The 16,974-nt window shown below is 69.7% G+C and carries 24 protein-coding genes; 14 read left to right on the plus strand and 10 right to left on the minus strand.

What is annotated here, in order from left to right:
• Positions 1 to 221 precede the first annotated feature (221 nt).
• From J2W45_RS00325 to J2W45_RS00340, 4 genes are read right to left on the minus strand one after another with little or no spacing between them, the layout of a single operon-like run.
• A complete protein-coding gene (locus tag J2W45_RS00325; RefSeq protein ID WP_310128041.1) occupies positions 222 to 602 on the minus strand; it encodes a hypothetical protein in 381 nt (126 codons plus the stop codon).
• A gap of 34 nt (positions 603 to 636) precedes the next feature.
• Positions 637 to 894, minus strand: a complete 258-nt coding sequence (locus J2W45_RS00330; RefSeq protein WP_310128043.1) for a hypothetical protein — start codon at positions 892 to 894, stop codon at positions 637 to 639.
• Entirely contained in the window at positions 891 to 1,109 is a 219-nt protein-coding gene (locus J2W45_RS00335) for a hypothetical protein (RefSeq protein WP_310128044.1), read from the minus strand. Before J2W45_RS00335 ends, J2W45_RS00330 begins: the two co-directional genes overlap by 4 nt.
• Positions 1,102 to 1,365 carry a hypothetical protein gene (locus J2W45_RS00340; RefSeq protein ID WP_310128045.1) on the minus strand — a complete coding sequence of 88 codons (264 nt, stop codon included), beginning with the start codon at positions 1,363 to 1,365 and terminating at the stop codon, positions 1,102 to 1,104. The genes J2W45_RS00335 and J2W45_RS00340 overlap by 8 nt, the downstream gene beginning before the upstream one ends.
• 53 nt (positions 1,366 to 1,418) lie before the next feature.
• Between J2W45_RS00340 and J2W45_RS00345 the strand changes: the two genes are divergently transcribed.
• On the plus strand, positions 1,419 to 1,685 hold the full coding sequence (locus tag J2W45_RS00345) for a hypothetical protein (protein ID WP_310128046.1): 267 nt from the start codon (positions 1,419 to 1,421) through the stop codon (positions 1,683 to 1,685).
• Between the two features lie 22 nt (positions 1,686 to 1,707).
• Here J2W45_RS00345 and J2W45_RS00350 read toward each other — a convergent pair whose 3' ends face one another.
• Positions 1,708 to 1,896, minus strand: coding sequence for a hypothetical protein (locus tag J2W45_RS00350; protein ID WP_310128047.1), 189 nt, complete (start codon positions 1,894 to 1,896; stop codon positions 1,708 to 1,710).
• Positions 1,897 to 1,926: 30 nt separating this feature from the next.
• Positions 1,927 to 2,532 (minus strand): hypothetical protein, encoded by a 606-nt coding sequence (locus tag J2W45_RS00355; RefSeq protein WP_310128048.1) that lies wholly within the window; start codon positions 2,530 to 2,532, stop codon positions 1,927 to 1,929.
• Positions 2,533 to 2,738: 206 nt separating this feature from the next.
• Between J2W45_RS00355 and J2W45_RS00360 the strand changes: the two genes are divergently transcribed.
• Entirely contained in the window at positions 2,739 to 3,713 is a 975-nt protein-coding gene (locus J2W45_RS00360) for an NADP-dependent oxidoreductase (protein WP_310128049.1), read from the plus strand.
• A 123-nt stretch (positions 3,714 to 3,836) separates the two neighbouring features.
• A complete protein-coding gene (locus J2W45_RS00365) occupies positions 3,837 to 4,262 on the plus strand; it encodes a hypothetical protein (RefSeq protein WP_310128050.1) in 426 nt (141 codons plus the stop codon).
• A gap of 9 nt (positions 4,263 to 4,271) precedes the next feature.
• Here the strand turns inward: J2W45_RS00365 and J2W45_RS00370 are convergent, their stop codons facing one another.
• Positions 4,272 to 5,039: an SDR family oxidoreductase gene (locus tag J2W45_RS00370; protein ID WP_310128052.1), complete on the minus strand. Its 768-nt coding sequence runs from the start codon at positions 5,037 to 5,039 to the stop codon at positions 4,272 to 4,274.
• Positions 5,040 to 5,187: 148 nt separating this feature from the next.
• Between J2W45_RS00370 and J2W45_RS00375 the strand changes: the two genes are divergently transcribed.
• The 8 genes from J2W45_RS00375 (at position 5,188) to J2W45_RS00410 (ending at position 13,176) form a co-directional block, all read left to right on the plus strand.
• Positions 5,188 to 5,604: a sigma-70 family RNA polymerase sigma factor family protein gene (locus J2W45_RS00375; protein WP_310128054.1), complete on the plus strand. Its 417-nt coding sequence runs from the start codon at positions 5,188 to 5,190 to the stop codon at positions 5,602 to 5,604.
• A 104-nt stretch (positions 5,605 to 5,708) separates the two neighbouring features.
• Positions 5,709 to 7,139: an MFS transporter gene (locus tag J2W45_RS00380; RefSeq protein WP_310128055.1), complete on the plus strand. Its 1,431-nt coding sequence runs from the start codon at positions 5,709 to 5,711 to the stop codon at positions 7,137 to 7,139.
• 43 nt (positions 7,140 to 7,182) lie between these two features.
• Complete coding sequence (locus J2W45_RS00385; RefSeq protein ID WP_310128056.1) at positions 7,183 to 7,944, plus strand: SDR family oxidoreductase; 762 nt, start codon at positions 7,183 to 7,185, stop codon at positions 7,942 to 7,944.
• A gap of 10 nt (positions 7,945 to 7,954) precedes the next feature.
• Positions 7,955 to 8,848 (plus strand): RNA polymerase sigma-70 factor, encoded by an 894-nt coding sequence (locus J2W45_RS00390; RefSeq protein WP_310128057.1) that lies wholly within the window; start codon positions 7,955 to 7,957, stop codon positions 8,846 to 8,848.
• 81 nt (positions 8,849 to 8,929) lie between these two features.
• Positions 8,930 to 10,294: an NAD(P)/FAD-dependent oxidoreductase gene (locus tag J2W45_RS00395; protein WP_310128058.1), complete on the plus strand. Its 1,365-nt coding sequence runs from the start codon at positions 8,930 to 8,932 to the stop codon at positions 10,292 to 10,294.
• Positions 10,294 to 11,955 (plus strand): cytochrome bc1 complex cytochrome b subunit, encoded by a 1,662-nt coding sequence (gene qcrB / locus J2W45_RS00400; protein ID WP_310128059.1) that lies wholly within the window; start codon positions 10,294 to 10,296, stop codon positions 11,953 to 11,955. Before J2W45_RS00395 ends, qcrB begins: the two co-directional genes overlap by 1 nt.
• Complete coding sequence (locus J2W45_RS00405) at positions 11,885 to 12,304, plus strand: sigma-70 family RNA polymerase sigma factor family protein (protein WP_310128060.1); 420 nt, start codon at positions 11,885 to 11,887, stop codon at positions 12,302 to 12,304. Before qcrB ends, J2W45_RS00405 begins: the two co-directional genes overlap by 71 nt.
• A 101-nt stretch (positions 12,305 to 12,405) precedes the next feature.
• The gene (locus J2W45_RS00410; protein ID WP_310128061.1) at positions 12,406 to 13,176 is read left to right on the plus strand and encodes an alpha/beta fold hydrolase; all 771 of its coding nucleotides are present in this window, start codon (positions 12,406 to 12,408) and stop codon (positions 13,174 to 13,176) included.
• An 80-nt stretch (positions 13,177 to 13,256) separates the two neighbouring features.
• Here the strand turns inward: J2W45_RS00410 and J2W45_RS00415 are convergent, their stop codons facing one another.
• The 3 genes from J2W45_RS00415 to J2W45_RS00425 all read right to left on the minus strand — a co-directional run bounded on the left by J2W45_RS00415 (position 13,257) and on the right by J2W45_RS00425 (position 14,431).
• Positions 13,257 to 13,550: a hypothetical protein gene (locus tag J2W45_RS00415; protein ID WP_310128062.1), complete on the minus strand. Its 294-nt coding sequence runs from the start codon at positions 13,548 to 13,550 to the stop codon at positions 13,257 to 13,259.
• Between the two features lie 113 nt (positions 13,551 to 13,663).
• Positions 13,664 to 13,915 (minus strand): hypothetical protein, encoded by a 252-nt coding sequence (locus J2W45_RS00420; protein ID WP_310128063.1) that lies wholly within the window; start codon positions 13,913 to 13,915, stop codon positions 13,664 to 13,666.
• 177 nt (positions 13,916 to 14,092) lie between these two features.
• A complete protein-coding gene (locus J2W45_RS00425) occupies positions 14,093 to 14,431 on the minus strand; it encodes a histone-like nucleoid-structuring protein Lsr2 (RefSeq protein WP_310128064.1) in 339 nt (112 codons plus the stop codon).
• A gap of 176 nt (positions 14,432 to 14,607) precedes the next feature.
• Here J2W45_RS00425 and J2W45_RS00430 point away from each other — a divergent pair, with 176 nt between their 5' ends.
• The 3 genes from J2W45_RS00430 to J2W45_RS00440 all read left to right on the plus strand — a co-directional run bounded on the left by J2W45_RS00430 (position 14,608) and on the right by J2W45_RS00440 (position 16,848).
• Positions 14,608 to 15,375 carry a DUF4386 domain-containing protein gene (locus J2W45_RS00430; RefSeq protein WP_310128065.1) on the plus strand — a complete coding sequence of 256 codons (768 nt, stop codon included), beginning with the start codon at positions 14,608 to 14,610 and terminating at the stop codon, positions 15,373 to 15,375.
• Positions 15,376 to 15,478: 103 nt separating this feature from the next.
• Entirely contained in the window at positions 15,479 to 15,946 is a 468-nt protein-coding gene (locus tag J2W45_RS00435) for a heme-degrading domain-containing protein (protein WP_310128066.1), read from the plus strand.
• A complete protein-coding gene (locus J2W45_RS00440) occupies positions 15,946 to 16,848 on the plus strand; it encodes an NADP-dependent oxidoreductase (RefSeq protein WP_310128067.1) in 903 nt (300 codons plus the stop codon). Before J2W45_RS00435 ends, J2W45_RS00440 begins: the two co-directional genes overlap by 1 nt.
• Positions 16,849 to 16,974: the final 126 nt, after the last annotated feature.

Raw genomic sequence — 16,974 nt, forward strand, 5'->3', positions numbered from 1 at the left:
GAACGGGTGATCTACATCGTCTTGGCGGTCATCGCGATCGGGGTCGGGTTGACGCTCCTCGGCGTCTGGTGAGCACGGAATGAGGACTTCGTAGCCGGGCGCCGTTCGGCTGTGCGGGACACCGCCCTGGTCGCCGGAGCCTTCTGCGCAATCGTCTTGGTCGTGACGATTACGGCGCTGGGCCTGCGCTGACGGCCACGTGGCCCCAGGAGACGTCGTCACTATCGCCCGCGGTCGTCGGACACTTTGCGAAGGACGAAGTACCCGCCGACGCCGAGAACGATGATGAGCAGCGCAGTGAGCACGCCCCGTCCCGAGCCACCGACGATCTCGATGACGAGGTAAACGAGGCCGCTGATCAGGAACCCGGCGGAGACGACGTAGGGGACCCATTTGTTCACAGCGGACGGTTTGCCGTCGGCTGGTGCCCCGGCTCGCCGACCGCCCGTGCGGAGGTTCGCGCGGCCGCTGACGCCGAGCAGGACGAAAGCCGTAAGCATGAGCGCCACCGAGACCAGGGCGGGCCACAACCCCGCGTGCAACGCCGCAATCACAGCGAGCCCGATCAACCCAACGACGATGACACCGGCGGACGCCCACATGGTCGGGCGGATCCATGCCGGTTGCGGTTCACTGCTATTCGTCATCGGTGGACCTCACATCCGATTCGGTCTTCGACTGACGCCGGCGGCGGCGCCAGAGGACCGTCAGCTGCACGGCGCTTCCCAGAACGATGAGGGCGAAGATCGTCGTGATGAGGGCGGGAGCCCACTGGTGTGACCCGGACACTCTGACCCACCCGAGGATGCCGGTCACTACGATGAGGACCCCGCACGCCCAGATCAGCCCGAGCAGGATTCGGACGCTCCACCGCGGGTCTCGGCGGTCGATCATCGCCGGCCCCACCGGTTCGCAAGGTACCAGGCCGCCCACCAGCTGTAGCCGCACAGCACGATGAGGACCGCGTAGACAGCGGCGACGAACCAGTTCTTGCCGGGCAGCCAGACCGCCGTGAAGAACACGAAGAGGATGCTGGACAGCGTCGCGTGGAACCACGCGATCTGCGGGTTCGTCCACGCCAGCCACCACGGCCGCCGCCGGTCAGCCATCGTCAGGGTCACTCGCCCGCGACGGTGTGGACACCCCAGCCGTCGGGTGTCGGAGCACCCACACGAGCGACACCCAAGCAACCGCTGCCGTCACCACGAAGAACACGCCGATCAGCCACCACCACCAGTCCCCGCGGCCCAACGCGAGAAGCGGTTCGATGTAGGCGAGGGCCGTGTAGAAAATCGCCAACCACCACGAGCCGGCGCGGGATGAGGTGAGTATCCACCACGGCTTCTTCGACGACGCACCGGTCACGGGCTGAACTCTACTCGCGGCACCGCTTGACCGGGTCGGCGTACCATGCGGGCATGGCAGAGCCTCAGTCAGCGCGCGGGTTCCTTGGGTGGCTTCGTGATCACTACCTCGGCTGGCAGATCGGTGTCGCCTGCTTTTGGGGCTTGTTCGCTGTCTGGTACGCGTTCCTTGTCATCGCGAACCCTTCGGACCGCGGGCACATTTTCATGCTCGTCCTTGCCATCGTGGTCTGCGGTTTGACGGCCGTTGGGGTTTTGCTCGAGCGCCGCCGCCGGAGGCAGCAGTCAGGCGTGGACAAGCCAGACGACGCGGCCAGCTGAAGGGCACATCCCGCGGCTGTCATCAACGTCGTTTGTTTCGGAAGCCTGCCCAAAGACAGAGCCCGATGCCTGCGCCGAACGGGAACGCACCGGCAAGCCGCCAAGCCACTTCGGGACCGAACACCAGCAGCAGCGCACCACCAAGCCACAGCAGTACCCCCAACACGAACCAGAGCTTGAACTCGGGGCGGCGCGTCTTCGGGTCGGTCACGGGTCGGGCTCTAGTCGCGCGCTGCTCGGTTTATCCGAACAGTCTCTTCAGGAGTTCGGGCGTGTAGGTCCGCGGTCCGGCGTTGTTCCAGTTGGAGGCGATCCAGTACCCCTGGCCGACCCAGTGCGATTCGCCGATCGACCGGCCGGTGCTGTCGTCGTTGGTCACGCACCATTGACCGCTATACGCCTGGCCGCAGAACCAGCCCATGGCTCGCATCCTGGCCGTTGCTGCCTGCCCCGTCGCAACGTCGACGTGGCGGAGTTGCGTGGTCAGGAACGTGTCGCTGGGACCCGTCGCCGGTGCCCAGTCGCAGATGAGTCCAGGGCTCTTCGACAGCATGCCCCCGAGAGCTGCGTCATAGGTGCCGAACCCTGCCCTCGGCACGCCTGGCCCGGATTTCCACGCCGGGTTGAGGACCAGCGAACCGTTGTCGGACATGAAATCGGTCAGACCTGCGTAGAGCGCGTCGCAGCTGGACGGCAGCTTTTCCACGATTGCCGGTGCCGAGGGGACGGCGGGCATGCTCGGACTGGGAGCGACGGCTGATCGGGTGGGCCCGCTCGTCGCCGCCGCGGTACAGCCCGCAAGAGAGAGCGCGATGAGGCCGATGACCGCCGGCGTTGCGAGCTTCACGCCGCAACCCTAGCGGACAATACTGTCTACCTCAGCGACCAGGGCGAGCTCACTGTTGTCGCCGTCCTGGCGGGCCGAAGAAGAGCACAAGGCCGAGGGCGCCCGCGTCCGGTTTCAGTGTGGTGGCGCGAGGGCGATCGAGTCATCCTCGTAATACGTCCTGTTGCGCGAGCGACGGCGCAGGTGACTGAGGAAAGGTGATCGAGATGGACATCGAGGGCGACACGAGCCGGATGACCGCACTCCGGGCGCACGAGCGGGGTGGCCCCGAGAAGCTGGTGGTGGAGAAGGCTCCCCGCCCCCGGCCGGGGCGGGGAGAAGTGCTGGTCCGCGTCGAAGCGGCAGCCATCACGGCTCCCGAGCTGACCTGGCCCGAGACGTGGGAGTCGGACGGTGTGGACCGGACGCCCATCATCCCCTCGCACGAGTTCGCCGGCACCGTCGCCGAGGTGGGGGAGGGAGTCGAGGACTTCGCCGCGGGCGATCTCGTGTTCGGATTGGTTCCCTTCAACCGGAACGGGGCCGCGGCGGAGTTCGTGGCCCTCCCCACCTCGTCGATCGGGCACAGGTCGTCCTCCGTCGACCCCGCCATCGCCGCCGCCGCGGTCCTCCCGGCGCTCACCGCATGGGAGGCGCTCCACGACCAGGTGAACCTGGAGGCCGGGAAGCGGCTTCTCGTCCGTGGTGGGGCCGGGGCGGTCGGCTCGATGCTCGTCCAGATCGGTCACGTGGCTCGCGCTCAGGTGACTGCCACCGTGTCGTCGGCCGACGACGTGGAGCGCGTGCGATCGCTGGGCGCCGACGAGGTCGTCGTCGTGCCCCGAGGCGAGGAGCCCGAGGGCCTGAGCGGGTTCGATGTGGTCGTGGATGCGGTCGGCGACCGGATTCCGCGATGGATGTACGCGGCGGCGGCTCCGGAAGGAACGCTCGTCTCGTTGCAGCTCCCGCCGGACGAGCAGCTGGCCTCCGAGTACGGGGTCGACACCGTGTTCTTCGTCGTGTCGGCCAACACGGAGCGCCTTGCGGAGCTGGACGATCTCCTGTCTCAGCACAGGCTGGCGGTGGACGTCGCCATGCAGTTCCCGCTCGATCGCGGCCGGGAGGCCTTCGAGGCGGCCGGGACTCCGGGGCGCCGGCACGGCAAAGTGCTTCTGGTCCCGGGCAGCCGCCCATCGGAGTGAACCCGTCCTCGAGATGGCCGACGAAGTCGCCTCCGTGGTGGCGGAAGGGGGTCTGTACCAGCCGATCGACCTGCCGATAGCGTGAGGGAACGCGAGGGGATGTCACCGTCGACAGGGGGAACCATGAATCAGCGCGCCCGCGCCGCACGCGTCGTATCGATCGTCGCGGCCACTCTGCTCGCCGCCGGCCTCGCCGGCTGCACCGGGGAGCCGAACGGAGGAACGACAACCGCCGCCACCACCGGCTGCGTGAACCTCCGCTCGACCGTCACCAACCTGGAGGCTCTGCGCTCCTGGTGCCTGGACCATGGCGACCCGGCCGGAGCGGCCGCCTGGATGAGCGGCATCGAGGACTCGCTGAAGGCTGAGGTCCGCGCCGGTTCCAGCTCCGCCGCGAGGGTCGATCGCGTGACAGGAGAGCTCGACGAACAGCTCCAGCTGCTGAGCGGAGCCGACAAGGAGGCGGCGGTGGCGCAACTGCCGGATGCCCTGTCCCGCATCATCGACGAGCTCGCCCCGGCGCGCGACGGAGCCTGCGGCGTGAGCTGATGCCGGCCCTCAGCTCCGGGGCGCCGGCGGCGGGTTGTCGGGCAGCCAATCCTCGAAGCGGGTCTCGAAGATCGTGGCGTCCGGTCCGGGGAGGAGCATGTCCTCCGTCAGTCGCTGCCCGAAGTAGAGCGCGTCGGGGTCGGCGACCACGGTGCGCGAGTCGCCGCGGAAGGCCAGTCCGGTGCGGATGAGGTCGTCGAGGCCGAACTCCTCGGGGCCGGCGACCTCCCGCGTCCCGTTCAACGGCTCACCGGCGGTGACGCGGGCGACAGCCGTCGCCACGTCTTCCGCAGCCATCGGGCGGATCAGGGCGGGGGAGAGGTGGACCTCGTCCCCGACCGTCGCCGAAGCGGCGATGCTGGTCACGAACTCGAAGAACTGGGTCGCGTGCACCAGGGAGAACGGGATGCCGCTCTCTCGGATGAGCTTCTCCTGCGCGATCTTCGCGCGCATGTAGCCGCTGTCCGTCATGCGATCCGAGCCGACGACGGAGAGGGCGACGTAGTGCTCGACGTTCGCCTTCTTCGCGGCGGCGATGATGTTCGTCGTCGCCGTGGTGAAGAACGCCATGACGTCGTCGTCCGCGAACGACGGCGAGTTCGACACGTCCAGCACGGTGGATGCGCCGGCGAGCACCCCGTCGAGACCTTCGCCGGTGATGGTGTCGACTCCCGAGTTCGGGGAGGCGGCGATCGCCTCGTGACCGTGCTCGGTCAGTTTCCGAATGACCTTGGAGCCGATCAGGCCCGTGCCTCCGATGACGACGATGTGGGACATGCTGTCCTCTCCTTCTGCGGTGTGTGAACTGCCGTACTCCAGCTCTGACCGCGGCGCCGCCCATTTCGTGACAGCGAGTCACAGATTCCTCGTCTGCGTGGTCCTAGTTGGCGAAGGCAGACGGACAGGTCTGAATGGAGGCACTCGGATGTCAGCGATCGTGCACTGCTGGTGGTCGACGTGGGAATGGCTGGCCCGGCCGGTTCGCTACCGGGCGGTGCGCGCGTTGCACGTGGCTGCCGAGACCAAGGACCGGGACCGGTTGAGGAGCCTCCTGACGCCGAACGTGTCGGTCGTCGTCGACTCCGGAAGGGGCGACCCCTCGGGCGTCCGCGTGGTCCACGGGATCTCCGACGCTGCCGTGATGCTGGAGCTCGGATTCGCTCGCAAGCACGGCATCCAGGTCACCGAGCGGTCGGTGAACAACCAGGCCGGACTGATCATCAGCAGAGCCGGCGCCCCGATCGCCTCCGTGGCCGTGGACTTCACCGGACGTCTCGTCTCGGTGGTCTGGGTCCGCCTGGATCCGGTCGAGCAGCGGCATTGGAACAGCGTCTACGCGTGAGCGCCCGGGCTGCGGGGGAGGTGGGTCACGTCCTCAGTCACAAGTGATCCTGCTGCGCGGTCATAGCCCGTGACCCCGACGAGCCTCGACACAACGGAGAAGTCATGCCCAACCCCACATCCGCCCGGCAGCGGCCGAGTACGACGCTGCAGCGGACGGTGCTCGCCATCTCGGTGCTGGCGACCTTCATCGCCTTCCTGGATGGGAGCGTCGTGAACGTCGCCCTGCCCGCGATCGGCCGCGAACTCGGCGGTGGCCTCGCCGCGCAGCAGTGGGTGGTGGATGCCTACCTGCTGACGCTGGGGTCGGTGATCCTCCTCGCCGGCTCGCTCTCCGACCTGTTCGGCCGCCGTCGTGTGCTGTTCTGGGGCTTGCTCGGCTTCGCTGTCGCATCGGTCCTGTGCGCTCTCGCACCCACCGCGGGCGTCCTGATCGTGGCCCGCGGGATGCAGGGAGTCGCGGGTGCGCTTCTCGTCCCCAGTTCGCTCGCCCTGATCTTCAGCAGCTTCAGCGGCGCCGCCCAGAGCCGCGCCATCGGCATCTGGACCGCCATCACCTCACTGGCGAGCATCGCAGGACCCGTTCTCGGAGGCGTCCTGGTCGACACGCTCTCGTGGCGGTGGGTGTTCGGCATCAACCTCCTTCCGATCGCGGTCACGTTGCTCCTGCTGCGCGGGCTTCCGGCGGATCCCCCGCGTCGGGCGGATGCGCGTGTCGACTGGGTCGGAGCGGGCCTGGGCGTCGTCGGTCTGGGGCTTCCGGTGTTCGCCCTGATCGAGCATCCACGGTACGGGTGGGGCTCGCCGCTGATCGCGGGCGCCGCGGGGCTCGGACTGGTCGCGCTGGTGGCGTTCGTGTGGTGGGAGCGGCGGACGCGGCAGCCCATGCTGCCCCTGGGCATCTTCCGCGCTCGGGACTTCTCGGTGGGGAACGTCTCGACCGCGTTCATCTACGGAGGGGTGGCGGTCGGCACCTTCGCGCTCGCGCTGTTCCTGCAGCAGGGCGCCGGGTACTCGGCGACGCTGGCCGGGTTCGCGATGGTCCCGTCGAGCATCCTGCTGATCGCGTTGTCGGCCTTCTTCGGCCGGCTGAGCGGACGCGTGGGCCCCCGGCTGCTCATGACCATCGGACCTCTGATCGCGGGCGCCGGTTTCCTGCTCATGCTGCGCATCGGCGGGAACGCCGACTACGTCACCGAGGTTCTTCCGGCGGTCGCCGCGTTCGGGCTCGGGATGTCCATCACGGTGGCACCGCTGACGGCGACCATCCTCGGGGCGGTCGACACCGCCCGCTCGGGGATCGCCTCCGCGGTGAACAACGCGGTCTCCCGTGTCGCGGGCCTGGTGGCGGTCGCCCTGGCCGGATCGGCCGGAGGCGCGATGTCGGCCGTGGGGAGCTTCCACGAGCTGGCCGGCGCGGCGGCGGTCGCGCTCTTCATCGGCGCGGTGGTGTCGGCCATCGGCATCCGGAACCCGAAGGCGACGGCCGCTCCTGCCGCGACTGTTGTCACAACGGCGCACGCTGTCCGGTCATAGCCGGTGAGCCCGTGGACGGACCACGGGCCGGAACGGAGAAACCATGAGGATCGTCGTCGTCGGAGGGACGGGGCTGATCGGCCGGCCGCTGGTGGAGTCGCTGCGCGAGCAGGGGCACGACGCCGTGGCGGCTTCGCCGTCCACTGGTGTGGACACGGTCACCGGCGCCGGGCTCGCGGAGGTGCTGCGCGGCGCGGACGTGGTGGTCGACACCCCGAACGCGCCGTCGTTCGAGGACGGGCCGGTGCTCGACTTCTTCGAGCGCTCGACCGGGAACCTCGTCGCAGCCGAGAAGGATGCGGGGGTGCGGCATCACGTCGTGCTCTCGATCGTCGGCGCCGACCGGCTGCCCGACATCGGCTACATGCGGGCGAAGACCGCCCAGGAGCGGATCGTGCGCGAGAGCGGCATCCCGTTCACGATCGTGCGCGCCACGCAGTTCTTCGAGTTCATCGGCGCGCTGACGGATGGCGCGACGCAGGGTGGCACGGCCGTGCTGTCGGATGTGCTCATGCAGCCGATCGCGGCGGCCGACGTGTCGGCGGCGCTCGCCGATGCGGCGACCGCGCGACCCGCCGACGCCGTGATCGAGCTGGCGGGTCCCGAGCCGCTCCGCCTCGACGAGCTCGCGCGCCGGCTCCTCGCCGCTCGCGGCGACGACCGCGAGGTCGTGACCGACCCGGCCGCCGGCTACTTCGGCGGAACCGTCGACGACCGTTCCCTGGTTCCCGGGAACGACCCTGCGATCACCGACCAGCGCTTCGGGAGCACGACGTACTCCCGCTGGCTGGAGGGTGCTCGCTAGCATTTCGACCATGTCCGGGGAGACAGCGCACGCCGACGACCTGACCGCCGCAGCGGAGACGTTCGCGGCGGTCCGGCCGCGCCTGTTCGGCATCGCCTACCGGATGCTCGGCACCGTGGCCGACGCCGAGGACATCGTCCAGGACACCTGGGAGCGCTGGCAGAGCACCGACCGCAGCGTCGTGCGGGAACCGGCCGCGTTCCTGGCGACCACGACGACCCGGCTCGCCATCAACCAGGCGCAGTCGGCGCGCGTGCGGCGCGAGACCTACATCGGTCCGTGGCTGCCCGAACCGGTCGACACGAGCGCCGACCCGCTGCTCGGCGCGGAGCGGGGCGAGGCGCTGGAGTTCGCCGTGCTCGTGCTCCTGGAGTCGCTCTCGCCGACGGAGCGCGCCGCGTACGTGCTCCGCGAGGCGTTCGACTACCCGTACCGGCAGATCGCGGAGATCATCCAGGGCACCGAGGCGTCGGCGCGGCAGCTGGTGAGCCGGGCGCGCAAGCATCTCGCCGAGCAGCGGCATGTGCGTGAGGCCGGCAGGCAGGAGCAGCGGCGGATGCTGGAGGCGTTCCTCGACGCGGCGAAGTCGGGCGACATCGCCGAGCTCGAGCGGATCTTCACCGCGGACATCGTCAGCTACTCCGACGGCGGCGGCCTTGCCCGCGCGTCGCGCATCCCCGTGTTCACCCGGGAGACGGTCGCGAAGTACGTGCACGCGTTCCACACGCGGTTCTGGGATGGGACCGTTCACGTCGTCGAGGCGAATGGCGGGCCGGCGGCGGTGCTGGTTCGCGACGGTGCCGTCGTCGCGTTCATCGCGCTCGATGTGACTGCGGACGGCATCCGCCGCCTGCAGTGGGTGCTGAACCCCGAGAAGCTGGAGCACCTGCCCGTACCGGCCTGACCTGTCACAGAACAGCCTGCTGTCTTGTCATAGCTGTTGAGAGGATCGGCGTGGCGCCGGTCCCGGGACAGGGAGGCTGTGATGCGCCGGATCCTCGTGGTCGGCGGCGGGTACGCCGGTTTCTACACCGCATGGAAGCTGGAGAAGAAGCTCCGGCGCGACGAGGCGGAGATCGTGGTGATCGATCCGCGGCCGTACATGACGTACCAGCCGTTCCTGCCCGAAGTCGCGGCCGGGTCGATCGAGGCCCGGCACGCCGCCATCCCGCTGCGCAGCCACCTCAAGCGGACCCGGCTCATCCACGCGAGCGTCACCCGCATCCACCACGCGTCGAAGACGGTGACGGTGCTGCCGAAGGACGGCGAGCCGTTCGAGCTCGGCTACGACATCGTCGTCGTCACCGCGGGCGCCGTGACGCGCACGTTCCCCATCCCGGGCGTCATCGAGAACGCGATCGGGATGAAGCACGTCGAGGAGGCCGTCGCCATCCGCGACCGCCTGCTCGACGCCTTCGACCGCGCCGCCGTGCTGCCACCCGGACCGGATCGGAGCCGCCTGCTGACGGTCGCGTTCGTCGGCGGCGGGTTCTCGGGCGTCGAGGGCTTCGGCGAGACGCTCTCGCTCGCGACCGCGCTGCTGAAGTCGTACCCCGAGCTCACGTTCGCGGACCTGTCGTTCCACCTCATCGAGGCGCGCAACCGCATCCTCCCGGAGGTCACCGACGAGCCGGGACGCTGGGTGGTGCGAGCACTGGAGCGCCGCGGGGCGCACATCCACCTGGATGCGCAGCTCGTCTCGGCCGAGGGCGGCCACCTGGTGCTCTCGACCGGTCAGGAGTTCGACGCGCACACCATCGTGTGGACCGCCGGCAACGGCGCGAACCCGGTCGTCGCCAACCACACCGACCTGCCGGTCACCGCGCGCGGATCGGTCATGGTCCGCGCCGACCTGCGGGTGGGAACGCCGGAGGCGGTCGTGCCCGACGCTTGGGCGGCGGGCGACGACGCCGCAGTGCCCGACCTCGCATCGCCCATCGAGGGCGCCATCACCGTCCCGAACGCCCAGCACGCCGTACGGCAGGCGAAACGGCTGGCGAAGAACATCGTCGCGACGCTCCACGGCGAGCAGCCGAAGGATTACGTGCACCACAGCCTGGGCGTCGTCGCGACTCTCGGACTCGGCACGGGGATCTTCCAGTGGCGCGGAATCGTGATCACCGGCTTCCTCGCCTGGGTGATGCACCGCGGCTACCACGTGCTCGCGATCCCGACCTGGGAGCGCAAGGTGCGGGTGCTCCTCATCTGGGCGAGCGCCGTGTTCTTCGGCCAGGACATCGTCTCGCTGCTCTCGGTGCAGCATCCGCGCCGCGCCTTCGCCGGCGAGACGGGCGACCTCGAGGTGGCCGACCGCGAGGTGGCCGACCGCGAGAGAGTCGGGAGCTTCTGATGCCTGTCGACCGTAGGATCCACCCCTCCGTCACCGCCCGCCTGTCCCGGGTCGTGTCGAACACCTCCGCCGGCCGCCGCGCCGTGGGGCTGCGCGAGGAGCTCAGGATGCGCCGGGCGCCGCTGCACTGGACGAACCTCTTCGGAGTGGTCGCCTTCGCCTGCGTGGTCGTGCTGTTCGTGACCGGGTTCATCCTAATGTTCGCGTACGCGCCCTCCAGCGATCGCGTGACCTACGACGGGCCGTACCTCCCGCTCGCCGGCGCGGAGATGTCGAAGGCGCTCCGGTCGACCCTGGCCGTGACGTTCGAGCTCCCCGGCGGCCTGCTGGTGCGGCAGGCGCACCACTGGGCGGCCCTGCTGCTGCCGGCGGCGCTCATCCTGCAGCTCGCCGTCAGCTTCTTCACCGGAGCGTTCCGGCGCCCGCGCCGCCTCTCGTGGGTGCTTCTCTTCGGGCTGTTGATCACCGCGCTCATCGGCGGGTGGAGCGGCTACGCCCTCCCCGACGACATGCTCTCGGGCACGGGCCTGCGGATCGTCGAAGGGATCGTGCTCGGCATCCCGGTCGTCGGCACCTGGCTCTCCGCGTTGCTGTTCGGCGGGGAGTTCCCGGGGCGGATCATCGAGAACCTGTATCCCATCCACGTAGCCGTCGTTCCGGTGCTGCTCGTCGTGCTGATCGCCGCCCGTGCCCGGAGTGCGTACGTGAACGGGCCGGTGCAGTTCGCCGGGCCCGGCCGCACCGAAGAGCGCGTCGTCGGGGTCCCGGTCTGGCCGAACCTCGCCGTGCGAGCGGGCGGACTGTTCGCGCTCGTCACCGGCGGCCTGCTCCTGGTCGCCGCGACGGTCACCATCAGCCCCATCTGGCTGTACGGGCCGTCCTCACCCGGCGCCGCGTCGGCGGGAAGCCAGCCCGACTGGTACACCGGGTTCCTCGACGGCGCGCTGCGCCTCGTCCCGCCCGGGTGGGAGGTGGTGTGGCTCGGTCGCACCTGGACGCTCGCAATCCTCGTCCCGTTGGCCGTCGTCGGCCTGTACCTCCTCGCCGTCGCCGTCTACCCGTTCGTCGAGCAGTGGGTGACCGGTGACCGGCTGGACCATCGCATCCTCGACCGCCCCAGGAATGAGCCGACCCGCACCGGGCTCGGCGTCGCCGCCCTCGTCTTCTACGGCGCCCTGTGGGGAGCGGGCAGCGCGGACCTGGTCGCGACGCACTTCCACGTCACCGTCGAGTCGGTCGTCGCGCTGTACCAGGCGATCGTCGTCCTCGGCCCGGTCGTCGCCTTCCTGGTGACGCGGCGGGTCTGCCTCGCGCTGCAGAAGCGCGACCGGGAGATCCTCGTGCACGGTTACGAGACCGGGCGCATCGTCCGGCTGCCCGGTGGCGAGTACGTCGAGGTCCACTCGGATGTCGATGCGGCCGAGCGCTACCGTCTGGCCGGCCCGACGGCGGTGCGAGCGGACGATGTGCGTCCGGACGAGGCCGGTCGGCTGCGACTCGCGGAAAGGGTGCGCGGCGCTCTCGCGCGCATCTTCTTCGAGGACAGGCTGCAGCCCGTGGACGATGGCGACCCCGGTGGAGGACGAACGGATGAGGCGATCGGGCAGAGCGGGACGGAGCGCGCGGATCAGGTCGCGGCGCCGCGGATCGACGCGGCGTGAGGCCGAGCACGCGGCCCTCATCGAGGGGTTCCGCGACGCGTGCCTGGCATCCGACATCGCGGAGCTCGCGCGGCTGCTCGGGCCTGAGGTTCGAGTCGTCGTCGATTCCGGGGGCGCCGAGGGCGCTCCGGGTCCGGCCGCGGGCATCACCGCCGCCGTCACCCTGCTGCGTGTCGCACTCGGCGCTCCGGCCGGTCTGAGGCTCGACCTCCGTTCCGTCAACGGGCGGCCGGGCCTGCTGGCGTCCCGCGATGGACGGCCCACCGCGGTGGTCGTCGTGGAGGGGCGACGTGGCCTGGTGGAGGGTGTGTGGCTCGTCACCGACGCGGGCAAGCTTCGGCACTGGTGAGCGACGGCGCCGGCTGGTCACACCGTGAGCGGGGTTCCGGTCATAGCTGGCGGGAAGGACGCGACCGCGTCCTCGGACACCATCCATCAAGGAGCACGACCATGAACGAACCCACCCTCGAGTACACCGAGAGCACGACGGACCAGAAGCCCGTCGTCGTGCTAGTGCACGGCGCATTCGCCGAGTCCGCCAGCTGGAACAGCGTCATCGGAATCCTGAACCGCAACGGTATCGAGTGCATCGCCGTTGCCAACCCACTGCGCAGCCTTGCGGGCGATGCGGCGTACGTTCGCGACGTCATCGCTGCGGTCGGCCGACCCGTCGTCCTGGTGGGGCACTCCTACGGAGGGCTCGTCATCTCCGAGGGCGCTGCAGGCAACCACAACGTGAGCGCGCTCGTGTACGTCAACGCATTCGTGCCCGAGCACGGTCAGACGGCGTTCGACCTCTCGACGGAGTTCCCCGGGAGCACCCTCGCCGACGCCCTCTCGCCGCGCACGCTCAGCGACGGCAGTGTGGAGCTGGTGATCCGGCCCTCCGTCTTCCGCGATCAGTTCTGCGCAGACGTGCCGGAGGAGACGGCCGCACTCATGGCGGCGACGCAGCGCCCGGTCACTCAGGCGGCGCTCACGGAACCGCTGTCTGCCGAGACGCCGGCGTGGAAGAGCATCCCCTCATGGTGCGTGTTCAGCGACCAGGACCGGAACATCCCTGTCGCAGAGCACCGCGCGGGGGCCGCGCGGGCGAAGGCTCGGGTGGTCCGTGAGGTACCGGGAGGCTCGCACGCTCTGAGCGTCTCCCGGCCGGAGGCGGTGGCGGAGGTCATCATCGATGCGGTGTCCGCGGGCCGAGCTTCGAGCGTCGCAGCCTGATGCCTCGCTGTGCCCGAGTGGTGTGAGCAACGCCGCCGCTGGTCGCGACTCTGGTCAGCGGTCGGCTCGCCTCCCCACGGTCACCCGGCGAAGTAGTCGCCCACCTCGTAGACGTCGAATACTTCCTTGGAGACGACAGCGGTGCCGGTCCTCCCGTCGTCGTTGACTTCGAAGATGTAGGAATCCGGGACGACGACGACACGCCCGTCTCCCGGGGCCCCGTTCGCCGCCAGGCTCCCGTGCGAAGGCGCAAAGCGCTTGCCGACGATGATGCCGTTCGCGTGCGTCGTGCGCTTGAGATTCCTTCTGATGAAGAGCCAGGCGCATCCCGCGATGACCGCGAAGCCGCCGAGCGGAATCAGGGCGTAGATCACCAGGCCTGTCTACCATCGAACTTCTTGACTTCGCCTTCGCCGCGACAAGGGACTTTCAGCTCGGCGGATGGGGATACCTGAGCAGCCGTCGAGCGCGTGCGAACTGGCAGCCGTCAGCGCACCGGCTTCTGGTCGCCGGCGCCGGGACCGTTCTCCTCCTCGAACGCGCGCAGCTCCTTCCGCGCGTTCCGCAGCCGCAGTATCCCGAGCACGAGAACGGCGATGGCGAGAACAAGCTGCCCGACGTGGATGACGACGTTCCCGTTCGAGAAGACGAGCGGCGCGGCGAGCAGCGTCATCACCGCGCCGACCACGATGGCGGTCAAGGCGAACACCCGGGCCCGGTTGAGCGCGATTCGTTGCATGCTGAGGGAACGCTTCGGGGGCTGGGGGTCAGGTTCCGACACAGCGAGAAACTACACCCGCGCTGGTGGTTCGACGGCAGACCGGCGAAGGATCGGGCCTTACCTTCTCTGCCTGGGCCGGCGGTCGGACTCTGCTCGCGGGGCCGTGCTCGGCAGCGCCGGCTCGGGCGCCACGGCCTACTTCTTTGTCGCCGCGTTGTACGCGTCGACCACCGCGGCCGGAACCCGGCCCCGCGACGCGACCTCGTGCCCGTTCGCATTCGCCCAGGTGCGGACCGCCTGCAGGTCCGGCTTCGCTGACCTGGCGCCTCTCGCGGGTGCGGCAGCTTTCGTCCGACGGCGGCCGGCCGTGATGTACGGGGCGAGGGCCTCGCGGAATTGCGCGGCGTGCTCGGCGGACAGGTCGATCTCACGCTCCACACCGTCGATGGTGAACACGATGGTCTCACCGCTGTTGTCGTCGATCGGGGTGCCGTCGAGGTCGTCGACGAGCTGAACAATGACCTGCTGCGCCACGGAGACCTCCGATGTTGTGGTGATCTCTCCGAGGGTAGCGAACCGTGTTGCACCCCGTCACCCGCGGAATCGAGGTTCCCGTTCATGCACACAGTCGCGTGGGGTCCCGGCGCATACTGAGGGCACAGCGAGTGTCGTGCATGTCGACGTGGCCCCGCCGATACGGGGAGCACACCATGACCACAGACACCACCATCCCTCCGGCGAGCGCAGCCCTTCAGCGACCACGGATGCGTCCCTCCCGACGGATCTCACTTGCCGTCGGCATCCTGTACGTGATCACGTTCGTCTCCATCCCGACACTCGCGCTCTATGCCCCGATCAAGAACGACGTCGGCGCGTTCATCCTGGGGGCGGGAACCATCACCGCACTCCAGTGGGGCGTGCTCTCCGAGGTCGTGGTCGGCCTGGCCGGCATCGCCACCGCGATCGTGCTGTACCCGCTCACAAGACGAATCAGTCAGACCGCCGCCCTGGGCCTGGTGGCCGCGCGGCTCCTGGAGACCTGCCTCACCTTCGTGAGCGTGGTCAGTCTGCTCACGATGACGACCTTGCGGCACGACCTCGGCGGCGCCGCCGGCACGAACGCAGCGCTGACCACAACGGGACACAGCCTCCTGGCCAACTACAACTGGACCTTCCTGCTGTCCCAGAGCCTGATGCCGGTCGCCTGCGACCTGCTCCTGGGCTACCTCCTCTATCGGTCCGCCATCGTCCCGCGCATCTTCCCGATCGTCGCTTTCATCGGCGCCCCGCTGCTGCTCGCCTCCGACATCGCGGTCTTCTTCGGCGCCTACCCCCAGGTGTCCGCGCTCTCGGCCGTCGCGGCGCTTCCCGTGGCTGTATTCGAACTGTCACTCGGCCTCTGGCTGATCATCAGGGGCTTCAGGACGACGCCCCTGACGGCCGCGTTCGACGAGGACGCCCGGACCGCAGCGGCCTGAGTCGGAGGCCGGCGGGTGAAGTCCACCCGCGAGGGCTCGGGTCGGCTAGTGTCGGCGTGACGCGACGCGCGCCGACTTCGACCCCCCCGACCGAAGGACGACGATGACCGAACTCTCGATCCCGTTTCTCGAGCAGCAGGAGCGGGAGCTGGTGCTGCCGTCGTTCGATCTCGCCGCATCCTGGCGTCTGGGGAGCCTCATCATCGAGCGGGCGCTCGCGGCGGGCTCCGGGGTGGCCGTGGACATCCGGCGTGGTGAGCACGTCCTGTTCCGCGCCATGCTGCCGGGGACGACCGTCGACCAGCAGGACTGGATCCGCAAGAAGGCGGCCGTCGTGCACCGGTTCGAGGCGAGCAGCGCCCTCGTCGCACTGCGGCTGGCGGACGTGGACATGAAGGGGCTCGGCTGGCTGGATGCGCGCGACTACGCGCTCACCGGTGGGTCGTTCCCGATCCGGGTCGCCGGCACCGGTGTCGTCGGCGCGGTCACCGCATCCGGCCTCACCTCGGAGGAGGACCACCTGCTGGTGACCGACGGGATCCGCGAGTACCTGGCCTCCCTGTCGCACTGATGAAGGCGGCGCAGTTCAGCCGGTTCGGCGGCCCCGAGGTCCTGGAGATCGTGGACCTGCCGGAGCCGCATCCGGGTCCGGGGGAGGTGCGCATCCGGGTCCGGGCTGCCGGGGTGAACGGCAGCGACTGGAAGAAGCGCCGGGGCGAACTGGACCCGGAACTTCCGCAGACGCTGGGCTACGAGGCGGCGGGCATCGTGGATGAGATCGGCGCCGGCGTCGCGGGCGTCCGGTCGGGCGACGCGGTCGCCGGCATCGGGGGAGGGGGCGCCGCCCAGGCGGAGTTCGCCGTGCTGTCGACGTGGGCGCCGATCCCCGCGTCGCTGGACTTCGTCACGGCGGCTGCCCTGCCGTCTGTCGTGGAGACGGCCGCGCGGGCTCTGGACCAGCTCGGCGTCGCCGACGGGAGCACCGTGCTCATCAACGGGGCGTCGGGCAGCATCGGCAGCGCGGCGGTGCAGTTCGCCGTGTACCGCGGCGCGCGGGTGATCGGCACCGGGAGTCCGGCGACGCACGACTACCTCCGCGGCCTGGGGGCCGAGCCCGTCGCGTATGGCGCGGGGATGGTGGACCGGGTCCGGACGCTCGTTCCGGCCGGCGTCGACCGGGCTCTCGACGTCGCGGGCAGCGGCGTCCTGGGTGAGCTGATCGAGCTGGCGGGCGGTGCGGATCGGGTCGTCACGATCGCCGATTACCCGGGCGCGCAGCGTTACGGCGTCCGGTTCAGCCGAGGCGATTCCGGCCGCGCGGAGTACGCGATCCCGCTGGCCCTGCGGCTTGCGGAGGAGCGCGGGTTCCGCATCCCGGTCGGTGCGACGTTCCTGCTCGACCAGGTCGCGGAGGCCGACCGGGTGGGCGAGTCGGGGGCCGTGCGCGGGAAGCTCGTCCTCACGGTCGAGTAAGGCGCGGCGGCATCCTGAAATCGGCGTCCACCGTCGGGTGGGCGCTGCCGGGCATCCCCTGACCCGGGGACGACCGATCGATCGACCCTCGAACTGGGGTACAGAGAATGTCCTCAGAAATGAGGA

This window comes from Leifsonia shinshuensis, from assembly GCF_031456835.1.
GTDB classification, from domain to species: Bacteria; Actinomycetota; Actinomycetes; order Actinomycetales; family Microbacteriaceae; genus Leifsonia; species Leifsonia shinshuensis_C.